Below are 10668 nucleotides of genomic sequence, written 5' to 3'. Positions count from 1 at the left end.
TCCATTAGCAGAGCGATCTTCAGATATAACGAACTTCTAAACCGGTTTGGAGGTGTCATAATCGGCCTAACCGGACTGTATCTCATCGGTCTCCTGACAATTAAGGATCAACCGAGGAGGGTGACGTTGTTCGGTGTTCCGGCGGTTCTCCTCCTTTTCGGCGCTTCAATGGCGGTCGCGTATAAACCTTGCGTTACCCCTACACTCACTTCGATATTTGCCTTGAACGGCTCTGCTGAAACTGCAGGTATCGGGGCTGTAATGCTTGTCTTCTACACTCTCGGTACAACCAGCGCTATATTTGGAGCGGAGATACTTCTACTGTTTCTTTGCTCCAGGACGAATTCTGATAGCGGAAGAGATATAATAAGGAAATTGAGCGGCGCTGTGGTTCTTGCCGCATCAATCTTGATCCTTAGCGGCCAAATGACTAATTACAAGAGCTTTCTTGTTGGAAGATTCGTGCCTGATGCTACCGGACACAACGGTCATCATCACGATATGGGAAACATGGAGAAGGAATGAGCAACAAATTTTCCACAATAGTTCTATACGCAGTTTTGTTCCTCGCCTGCTTGGCTCTTCCCTCTTCTCTATCCTACGCGGAAGATATCCTGAAAATTGGAAGAATGAAGGTTACAATCATGCCCGAATACGATTCACAATCGGTGCTTGTCGTCCAGGAAGGGAAATTTGCCGATCGTACCATGTTTCCAAAGCATGTTACTTTCAGCATTCCGCAAGGGGTGGATAAATTGACTGACGCATGTAGCCTGTCGCCGGGCGGTCAGCACTTCTGTCAGCTTTACGATATCGCCAAAGGGGATGCAAGGAATTTCGTCAAAATAGGCCTCCCCTATTCCGACTTTTTCATCGACTATAAATACTCTCCATTCCCGATAAAGGAAAATGCCAAAAGGGAATTCACCTTTTCCGTTTTCACTTATTACGATATCCAAACGCTGGAAGTGGATATCCAGAGGCCTTACAGGGTAAAGGACTTCACTATTACCCCGTCTTCCGAAGAGACATACACCAAAAAGGATTTTGAATATACAAAATATACTTTTAATGATGTTAAAGCGGAAGAGGAAAAGGTATTCAACATCTCCTATTTCAAGGAAGATACCAGACCATCGGTAGACATTAAATATGAATCGATGTCCACGCAAGGCTTCTTTGATGGAAATATCGGTGAGCTTCTGCTTGGCGCCGGGGTATTGGCCCTTGCCGCATTGTTTTACTTGCGCAGGAAGAAGAATTAAATTGCAATTAATTATCAACTGACATGAAACTTAAATTCGCCATCTTTACAATCTCATTGTTCGCTACGATTTCATACATGAGTTCCAAGTTCATATTTTCCAATCCCGCGTCGGACAATACTGTTATGGGTGTATCACATGATCTTGCCTGCCCGTGCGAATGTCCGATGGTGCTAGAGGATTGCCATATGAGCTGCGGCCTTGATTGGAAAGACAATATTGGAAGTAAACTTAGCAGCGGCATGACCAAAGATGAGATAATCGCCTACTTCTATAAAAGATACGGACGTGAATCACTTCTTACTCCAGCGCAAAGAGTATCCGGCAAATGGTACCAGGTGACGCGCGGTGGATATCCTTTAAAGGATATCGTCCTCTTCATACTTATCGTGGCGGTATGGACCGTACTTATCTACACGGTTCTAATGCTTGTAATTGAAAGCTTGTTCTTCAAGAGATCGAAATGAGAACAATAATAACTCTGGTGGCGGCATTCATCCTGATACATGCCGCCTCGTCCGCCGCTGTCGACAAAAAAGTAGCCGTCGCGGCCTTTAAAGCAACTGTCGGAACCGATACCGAAGCCTTAAAGAAACAGATGGTAAGCACGAAAGCAAAATGGGACTGGTATAAAAACGAATCGCCTGAGAGAAAAGTGGAAATGAATAGTTTTAGAATTGATGCTATGGAAGTGACCAACAGCGCTTTTTCCTCCATATTTCCAAACTTTACTTACCCGCTGAACCTCGCGGAACACCCGGCAGTAAACGTAACCTGGCAGATGGCCAATGACTACTGCAGAAAGGTGAATGGACGGCTGCCATCTGAAGAGGAGTGGGAAACCGCGGCGCGTGGAACGCGAGGCACCGTATACCCTTGGGGAGATGAATTCAGCAAGGATAACGCCGTCTATAGCGGTTCAGGACTTGATAACTCGCTAAAGGTTGGCTCCTACGAGCTTGAAGAGAGTATATCCTCCAAACTTGGGGGGACGCGGAAAACAGGTTCAATCGAATCGGGGAAAAGCGAATTCGGGCTTTACGACATGGCCGGTAATGTGTGGGAATGGGTTGACGGATGGTATGATGCCGAAAAAGGGCTGAGACTCCTTAAAGGGGGCTCATGGCTCTCCCCGGCGGAAAGCCTCCGCTCCGCAACGAGGCTCGGCGATGAGCCCGAGAGCAAATTCAATGATTACGGCTTCCGCTGCGCGTATAATATCGACTAATGAAACTTATCTGGAACTTCTTTTCGCTTTTATCCTATCTGCTGGGCCTTTTCATGGCATTTTTCCTGATCTTCTATTTTTCCTTTTATAATTCATTTCAAGACTTCAGAAACGATTTTGACTCTCTCAAACACAATGCGCGTCTTTTCCTCTTTAACACCGGACAGATCACCAACCTTACACACGACGAAATTCGGACAGTCTACCAAAACAACTGCTACAGAAAGTGCCACGGCGAAGCGGCCATGATCACAGCCGTTCTCTCTCCCGCCGGATGGTTCCAGGTAGTCGAGAGGATGCGTCTGAAGGAGAATGTGGATATATCCGCACGGGAAGCGGAAATGATCATTAAATATCTTGATGAAATGTACCCTACTACCAAATCCCGCTTTTCTTTTGAAGCCAGAAAAAAGGTTCATGAAGCTGTATGGAGAAACGATCTAGGCCAAGGGGATATTTATTGTGACGTCATACACGCAACTCCAGAGTACCTATATTCAATCGGAGGCGAAAACCTTATCGAAACTTACGAGCTGGATAAATACCATGTGTTTATCGTCAGTTTTTCAGTGCATGAAGGGGAGGTTGATCTTTTCGACCTCGATAATCTATCTTTCCTTGCCAACAGCCAGACTACGATTAAACCCGCCACCCATTGGCAGTTGAGGTTCCAGACCGCCGACAAACACCACTTCGAGTCGATAGTACGTTTTGACAAAAACAACAATCCCCCCATCATAGGGAAGGATACGGAATGGTTTGAGCTTCGCTTAAAAAATATCGGGGGTACCAAAGACAGGATATTCCGCTGGAATCTTCCCATCGTTTACCCTGAGAGTTTTCTGGAGATGCTAAATGGCTAGGATCTTGCATCAATTCGTCTTTCCAATTATCTCTCTTGCGCTTCTCCTTTTCTTCGCGCCCGCATGCTTTGAAGGTGAGATGAAACCCCCGCCTCCGCAGGAACCTAAACCGGCGCCATCCTTTTCGCTAGTCGACCTGGATGGCAAACACGCCACGCTTGAAAATTTCAAGGGTAAACCGCTGGTAATAAACTTCTGGGCAACGTGGTGCTTCCCATGTAAAAAGGAGATGCCTGAACTCGAAAAGGTTTACCGGGAAAGAAAAGGTGAAGGACTTGCGATGGTACTGATAAACGCCAAGGAGAAAAAAGATGTCGTAAAGGATTTCATAGATAAAAACGGTTATACATTCACCGTTCTCCTCGACGAATCGGGTGACGTAAATAACAAATTCGAAGTGTTCGGCCTTCCGACAACTTTCTTCATAGACAAGGAAGGGGTCATAAGATACACCTATATGGGCGAAATGACCATGGGAGTCATGAAAATGGGGCTAAAGCTGATACTCCCAAAAAAGGAATCGTAACGCCCTATCCGCCAGTAAAGTAATTCAGCTGACCGGCAATTCAAGGTAAACCGATACCCCTTTTCCCGGAGTGGATTCCAGCCGGACGTCGCCGTTATGATTGTTCATGATATTCCTGACAATTGAGAGCCCAAGCCCAGTCCCTTTCGCCTTTTTTGTAAAAAACGGGTCGAATACATATTTCGCGTCTTCGGGACTTACCCCGTCACCGTTATCTTTGACTGTTATCCTGAATTTATCATTGGCAGGCTCAACCAGCTCCGTTTTAATCTCGATTATTCCGCCGGGCTTTGATGCCTGTATGGCGTTAATAAGTATATTCAGCAAAGCCTGATGTATTTTTCCCTTGTCCATCAATATCATTGGAACCTTGGAAATAAAACTTTTCTTAATAGCAAAATCATCCGTACTCCCTGGGGGGCTCAGAAGCGATATAGTCTCCTCGATCACATTATGCGGATTATGCCTGTGAAGATCCAATGGGGCCGGTTTTGCGTAATCCAGAAGCTCTGTTACTATCTTTTCCAGGTGAAAGACTTCATCCTGCGCGATATTGAAATGCGTAAGATCGTCTTCCTTCGGATTCAACCTGCTTTTCAAGATTGAAAGATTCATTTTCACCGAGGAAAGAGGATTTCGTATCTCGTGGGCGATACCTATCGCAAGCCTCCCTAGCGACGCGAGCTGCTCTTCCGTTTTCAATCTTTCCTGGAGCTTCTGGTTCTCAGTCACATCGCGGATAATTCCCATTACGCCGACTATCACGCCGTCGTCGTCCTTCAATGGCGAGGAGCTGACAATGACCCTGTGAATCTTTCCGTACTTATCAAGCGTTTCCATCTCATAGATCTCTTTCGTGTCAGCCCCAAAGGTTTTATGATCCCTTTTGATTATATGCTGAGTATTGAGTATGTTGAGCAAAGGCTTTCCGATCAACTCGTCCTTGTCGTAGCCCCAATCCTTGATATTGTCGTTTATATAGGTAAAACAACCTTCCATGTCTATGGACCATATCAGGTCATTGGCATTATCAAGGAGTCTTTTAAAGAACTGCTCTTTCAATTTGCCTCCTTGAACAGCATATTATCAATAAACATATTGTTGAATTCAGGATTATTCGCCAGGTTCACATGCTCGGCAAATGATGCTATTTTTTCCGCTTTCTCCCTTGCGTTCATGGAAAGTAGGGCAAGGCGCGAGCCTACCCCGGCTGAGTTCTTTATCGAATTGAATTTCGCTTGCGGGAAATGGGGTATCAGCCCAATAGTTTTGGCATTTTTCTCGTCGATGCATATCCCAAATGACCCTGATATGAATACATTTTTGATCATGTCGGGAGTTACCCCCATATCTTTCATCAGAAGGTCTATCCCTGTTCGAATTGCCGATTTTGCCTTTTGGATCTCCTCAATATCCTTGGCGGAAATATAGATTGGAGAGAAGGTGGCTGCCTTCTGTTTTGGCACTAGTATAAAACGGTCCCCTTTTACCTGAGGCCACTTTCCGTCAGTGGTAAAGCGTCCCCGCTTGTCAATGATCCCTTTTCTTAAAAAACCTGCTATGGCGTCAATTACACTGGAACCGCATAATCCGAATGGAACCGCACCGCCAAGCGTATTGCAGAATATATTCCCATCATCGTCGAAATTGATTTTGTGTATCGTGCCATTCTGGCACGCCCGCCCGTGTGAAAGGTGGGCTCCCTCAAACGCCGAGCCTGCCGCAAGAGAGGTGCTTACAAGTCTTTTGGAGTTGCCAATCACAACCTCGCCGTTCGTCCCAACATCTATAAATATTGATAGTTCTTCTTTTTCATGCATCCCGGTAGCCATTACTCCAGCGACAGCATCCCCCCCGACAAATCCGCCGATCTCAGGCATTACATTAATCATGCAACACTGGTTTACTGAAAGATGAGCCAACGCCGGCTTATAGTCGAGCGGAACAGTCGTCCATCCCGATAAACTTGAAATGAACGGCGATTCCGTAAGTTGTTTAGGATCTATTCCAAGGAACAGGTGTGTGATGACCGGATTTGCCACAGCTACGATCTCGTAGATGCAATCGTTCGAAATGGAATAATCCCGGTGAAATCCCGATATTAGCGTGTTGATCTCTTCGACAAGCCTCTCCTGCATTTTTTCCAGAAGTTTCGGATCCTCCGCTATTTTTGCGGCCCTTGTTATTATGTCCGCCCCCCACTGGTTCTGCCCATTTGCCGTAAAGCCGACGCACTCCAGCTTTCCATCGTTCAGGTTATGAAGGTATGCGGATATTGTGGTCGTACCTATGTCAATCGCCAGTCCATATACCCTTTTGTTGTTGGTAACATCCATAATAAGTTTCTCATGATTATCGATGACCAGTGACGCCTCTTTGTGGCCGTTTCGCTCATAAAGGGGGAACTTCTTTCTTGCCTGTTCACAGATACTGAAGCCGGGAAATTCATCCTTCAGGATTTTTTCCAGAGGAATACCCCTTTTGCCGTCAGTTCCAAGTGACAGGTTGAAAATGGAGATATTCGGCTTGAATTTCTGCTTTTCCAACTCCTGTTTTATGGAACTTTTATACATTTCAATCGGCACGTTTGAGTAGCCCCTGAATATTCTGGTTTTATAAGGTATGTAGATCTCCATCGGCGATTGCACCCCTATACAACAGGCGAGCCTTTCCTCTTCACCACTTTTCTGCGCAGTCAACTGGAGTTTTTCGATTTTTCCCGGAGGTTTTACTTCACCGTTTTTCAATGTTACGACGCACTTTCCACAGGAACCTGATTTATCACAGTAGCTGGTTATCCCGATATCGGAATTATGAATAGTCTCAAGGAGGCTGCTCCCCTTCTTCACATATATTTTTTTTCTGTGAGGGAAAATCCTCACTTCCTGAAAACCATCCATTTCCGTGTTAACCGCTTCCACCATTTCGGATTCCTCTTTCACCGCATCCACCATTGCGGTGATATTCTCAATTTTCGAATAGAGCGGTATTTCGCAACCGCTCCCCAGGATGAAGCGCTCCATCATCCGTGTTGCCTTGAGCAGGCTGGCAGACTCCTTCCTTATCGCATCGGGAGTCCCCTCAAGAAAGAGGTATGGCTTAATATTTCCGTTCAATACCGTCGAACCGCAATATTTCAACGCTGTTTCCACGGGAACCACATAATCAAAAGTGGAAATATCTGCGGCTACCGCATTCAGTATCGAGAGATTGGTCTGTAGCGGCCCTGCCACCGAATACCATGTAATGATCTCCGGATTTATCTCCCTGATCTTTGAGAACATTCTTTGCAGCATCCCAAGCTCGAACTGCGTGAATATTTTCGCCGGCAGGACCGAAGGGGATGCAGTTGGATCAAATACGATGATCCCGTCCGCACCTTCCTTTACGAGAGCTGATGCAAACTCCGTCGATACGCTAAGGCAGAATTCGAGAATTGCGTTGAACTTTTCTGGATTATCCACCATCATGTAGAGCATTTTCTCGATATCCATGATCCGCGACGCTAGTGTCAGCGGTCCTATCGTGTGAGCCATGACGGGGATCTTCCCCCCTACCTTCGCTTTCATGAGCCTTACGGCTTTCAGCATTTCAGGCATTCTTCCGTCTTTAGCAGGATCGGGAATTACCAATCTCTTCAGCCCTTCAAGGTCGCTTAATATCGTTTCTTTTACATAGGGATAATTATCTTCGGGGAATTCGAGTTTGCAGCCGAGAGCCTCCGCCTCAACGCAGAGATCTGCCATAGCGAAGACTGCATCATGCCCAATCCGCTCCTGGGCGGATAGCTGGCATTCTGCAACTATGTCGCCCGATCTAGCGTACTCTCTTGGTGATACTCCAGCTATAGTCGCCGTAACGGCGATCATTTCCGGTATTACCGGGGGGCGGTCGGTTTGCTGGAAACGGACAACCGACCTGATCCTCTCTAATGATTCCAATCTTTTTCCGGCATGCTTAGGTTCATGAAATCTAGGCCTTCAAATGCGTCGAACGCCAGGAAATCAAGATTGAGAGACTCCGCTCTGCTCTGCTGAACTGCCGAGCCGCCGCCTATTACCTTGATATGCGATGCCCCCTTCTCCAGCAGACTTTTCTTTATCTGGCTAATCCTTGGAAGGCATACCGTCATTAAACTGGATACCCCGATGAACTCGGCATTCTCGGCAATAGCCGCTTTGACAAAATTATCCACCGGCACATCCTTGCCAAGATCGATGACATTAAAATTGTTGAATCTGCACAGGGTTGCTATTATATGCTTCCCAAGATCATGCACATCCCCCTGTATTGTCCCTATCACAAGAGTCCGGTTCTTTTTCTGCTTTCCCTTCTCTTCAAATTCATCTGCAAGGCGATCCATTTCATTTTGAAGTTTTCTCGCTATGCACTCATCGACGACTTCAACCATCGCCCTGCTGGCCAGGAGGACGTCCAGCAACTGAAAGTTTTCGACGGTACATTTGTTTCGAAGAATTGTAAGCCCTTCCGATACCGCTTCGATAATCTCTTCGACAGTGACGGATTTTTCAAGAAGATCAGTGGCGCATTCAACTGCCTCGACGTTTTCCCCCTGCTGTACAAGGAGCGATAGTTCTTTCAGGGAGCTCATCCGGTTTGTCTAATCTGCGCAGGGATGCAAGGGATCCGCCAGCCTGCTATTCTTCATCTGCGTACGGCTGGCTAGGTTTAATGCCGTATTTTTTGATTTTTCTGTCAAGTCGAGGACGGCTTATTCCCAGTATCTCGCACGCTTTACCCTTGTGCCATTTGGTATGCTCAAGGGTTCTCTTAACCATTTCGCCTTCAACAATATTCAATGATACCGGCGAGTACGCGCCATCGGAACCGTTTCCGTTTGCCCCTTTTTCATTTTGGGTATCGTCTGATCTTGAATAGGCGTTTACAGGTGCCGGACTTACTAAATGCGTGAAATGTTTTTGAGACAAGGTATCCTCTCGCGACATGGTAGCCACATGCGTGATAACATTTTCAAGTTCACGGACATTCCCTTTCCAATACTGCGCCGAAAGAAAGTTTACCGCTTCCTGTGAAATATATTTGACGTATCGCCCGTTCTGGTTTCCGATCTTTGCCAGAAAGTAAAGGATCAGGTCAGGTATATCCTCTCTGCGCGCCCTGAGCGGGGGGATATGGATATTGACGACATTCAGCCTGTAATAGAGATCTTCCCTGAATTTCCCCTCTTTTACCATTCTTTCAATATCTGAGTTTGAAGCAGAGATAATTCTGCAGTTCACTTTTACCTTTTCTTTTCCGCCTACCGCGTAAAATTCCCGTTCCTGCAGAACCCTCAGAAGTTTTGCCTGGAGATTGATATCCATTTCACTGATCTCGTCGAGAAAGATGGTTCCGTTATTTGCAAGGGTGAATTTTCCTTCCTTGTCGGTTATCGCTCCGGTAAACGAACCTTTTGTATGTCCGAAAAGTTCCGATTCGAGTAGAGTTTCGACGATCGCGGAGCAGTTGATGGAGATGAACGGGGCGTCCTTATCCGGGCTGTTCTGATGGATCGCTTTCGCAACAAGTTCCTTGCCAGTTCCGCTCTCGCCAGTGATATGAACCGTAGCCTTCCCCATTGAGACCATACCTACCGTTTTAAAAAGCTCTTTCATAGTCGAACTTTTGCCGATGAACTGGTCGCTCCATGTATCGTATACCGGAATCGGCACTAGGGAAACCTTCGTATCCTTTTTGCTGGCGAAGAAATCCCTGGCCTTTTCCATTGCCACATCAATTTCCTGAATATCTATAGGTTTATGGATATATTCCCCAACGCCGTTCTGCACAGCTTTTATGGTGGAATCCATATTCGGAAATGCGGTGATTATTATGGAATAATAATCACCACCCTTACCCTGGATCTGCTTCAACAGCTCTATCCCGTCCGCATCCGGCAGCTTGACATCAAGGATAACGATTGCTGAGGTGAGTGAATTCAAGGTATCAATCCCCTCTTTGGCAAGGTTCGCTGTGATTACCTTCGACCCCTGCCTTTCAAAATGCATCTGCAATGTCTTGCAAATTGACTTGTCATCATCAATAATGACAATCGGTTCTACCTGCATCTATCCTCCTCAAAACGTACTTTCCAGGCCGATTCTACAAGATTTGAACGAAATATTCCACTATATGACACGAATCGCTCATTCTGCCCCGCAATTTTCCGATTTTTTAACGGGTTTGAACCAGAATTAATACTGATGGAAAATGAAACTACTCTATTCTTAACGTGAAAGCGAATACCAAACCAGCAGTACAGCGACCACAAGGTTTATTGCCACGCCGAAATGAATAGCCCAGTCCAAAGCTGAAAATTTTTTATCTTTCATTTCTCTCTTCTCTTTTTTATTCCCAGATAACGGTCAATCCCTGGTTATTATCCCGACCGGAACCGCCTATTTACACGCCTGGCTGTACTTGTTCGCACACGCCTTTATATAATCTTTTTCCGCTCCTTCCATGTCTCCCATGATCTCACTCATCTGCGCCCTCAGGAAATATGCCTCGCCTATTGTTGAATCGAGTTTTATAGCCATATCCAGATCCTTCGTGCCACTTTCCATGTCTCCAAGGCCCATTGTCGCCTTTCCCCTAAGGGTATAAGCTTTCGCATGTTTTGGGTCGGCTTTTATCGCTTCGGTAGTCAACTCAACAGCCTTCTGATATCCGGCGCTTCCATAGGCGTTCATTGCCTGTCGATAAAGCTGTTCAGCCTTTTGAGAGCCCCCCCCTTTTGAGGGTTGAAAAGCTTCAGAAGTAGTA

11 protein-coding genes are annotated in these 10668 nt (G+C 46.1%); 6 read left to right on the top strand and 5 right to left on the bottom strand.

Annotated features, from left to right (window positions below):
* The 6 genes from OEY64_12785 to OEY64_12760 all read left to right on the top strand — a co-directional run.
* On the top strand, positions 1-525 hold a 525-nt coding region (locus tag OEY64_12785), incomplete at its 5' end, for a hypothetical protein (protein ID MDH5543823.1).
* Positions 522-1265, top strand: a complete 744-nt coding sequence (locus OEY64_12780; GenBank protein MDH5543822.1) for an LPXTG cell wall anchor domain-containing protein — start codon at positions 522-524, stop codon at positions 1263-1265. The genes OEY64_12785 and OEY64_12780, both read left to right, overlap by 4 nt.
* Before the next feature lie 23 nt (positions 1266-1288).
* Positions 1289-1732: a cytochrome c-type biogenesis protein CcmH gene (locus tag OEY64_12775; protein MDH5543821.1), complete on the top strand. Its 444-nt coding sequence runs from the start codon at positions 1289-1291 to the stop codon at positions 1730-1732.
* On the top strand, positions 1729-2493 hold the full coding sequence (locus tag OEY64_12770; protein MDH5543820.1) for a formylglycine-generating enzyme family protein: 765 nt from the start codon (positions 1729-1731) through the stop codon (positions 2491-2493). Before OEY64_12775 ends, OEY64_12770 begins: the two co-directional genes overlap by 4 nt.
* Complete coding sequence (locus tag OEY64_12765) at positions 2493-3356, top strand: hypothetical protein (GenBank protein ID MDH5543819.1); 864 nt, start codon at positions 2493-2495, stop codon at positions 3354-3356. Before OEY64_12770 ends, OEY64_12765 begins: the two co-directional genes overlap by 1 nt.
* A complete protein-coding gene (locus OEY64_12760) occupies positions 3349-3882 on the top strand; it encodes a TlpA family protein disulfide reductase (protein MDH5543818.1) in 534 nt (177 codons plus the stop codon). The genes OEY64_12765 and OEY64_12760 overlap by 8 nt, the downstream gene beginning before the upstream one ends.
* Positions 3883-3906: 24 nt before the next feature.
* On the opposite strand, the gene OEY64_12755 is transcribed toward OEY64_12760, so the two are convergent.
* The 5 genes from OEY64_12755 to OEY64_12735 form a co-directional block, all read right to left on the bottom strand.
* Positions 3907-4944, bottom strand: coding sequence for an ATP-binding protein (locus OEY64_12755; GenBank protein MDH5543817.1), 1038 nt, complete (start codon positions 4942-4944; stop codon positions 3907-3909).
* Complete coding sequence (locus tag OEY64_12750; GenBank protein ID MDH5543816.1) at positions 4941-7823, bottom strand: ASKHA domain-containing protein; 2883 nt, start codon at positions 7821-7823, stop codon at positions 4941-4943. The genes OEY64_12755 and OEY64_12750 overlap by 4 nt, the downstream gene beginning before the upstream one ends.
* On the bottom strand, positions 7811-8494 hold the full coding sequence (locus OEY64_12745; protein MDH5543815.1) for a cobalamin-dependent protein: 684 nt from the start codon (positions 8492-8494) through the stop codon (positions 7811-7813). The genes OEY64_12750 and OEY64_12745 overlap by 13 nt, the downstream gene beginning before the upstream one ends.
* A 46-nt stretch (positions 8495-8540) precedes the next feature.
* The gene (locus OEY64_12740; GenBank protein ID MDH5543814.1) at positions 8541-9971 is read right to left on the bottom strand and encodes a sigma-54 dependent transcriptional regulator; all 1431 of its coding nucleotides are present in this window, start codon (positions 9969-9971) and stop codon (positions 8541-8543) included.
* A gap of 330 nt (positions 9972-10301) precedes the next feature.
* Positions 10302-10668: hypothetical protein (locus tag OEY64_12735; GenBank protein ID MDH5543813.1), on the bottom strand; the 367-nt coding region annotated here is incomplete at its 5' end.

It is taken from the genome of Nitrospinota bacterium (assembly GCA_029881495.1).
GTDB lineage: Bacteria > Nitrospinota_A > UBA7883 > JACRGQ01 > JACRGQ01 > JAOUMJ01.
This window is presented reverse-complemented; position numbering and strand designations above follow the sequence as displayed.

What these genes read in the sequence shown, in the direction of transcription:
- OEY64_12745 (MDH5543815.1), bottom strand. Translation starts at nt 8,494, where the DNA reads ATGAGCTCCCTGAAAGAACTATCGCTCCTTGTACAGCAGGGGGAAAAC.
- OEY64_12770 (MDH5543820.1), top strand. Translation starts at nt 1,729, where the DNA reads ATGAGAACAATAATAACTCTGGTGGCGGCATTCATCCTGATACATGCC.
- OEY64_12775 (MDH5543821.1), top strand. Translation starts at nt 1,289, where the DNA reads ATGAAACTTAAATTCGCCATCTTTACAATCTCATTGTTCGCTACGATT.
- OEY64_12760 (MDH5543818.1), top strand. Translation starts at nt 3,349, where the DNA reads ATGGCTAGGATCTTGCATCAATTCGTCTTTCCAATTATCTCTCTTGCG.
- OEY64_12780 (MDH5543822.1), top strand. Translation starts at nt 522, where the DNA reads ATGAGCAACAAATTTTCCACAATAGTTCTATACGCAGTTTTGTTCCTC.
- OEY64_12740 (MDH5543814.1), bottom strand. Translation starts at nt 9,971, where the DNA reads ATGCAGGTAGAACCGATTGTCATTATTGATGATGACAAGTCAATTTGC.
- OEY64_12765 (MDH5543819.1), top strand. Translation starts at nt 2,493, where the DNA reads ATGAAACTTATCTGGAACTTCTTTTCGCTTTTATCCTATCTGCTGGGC.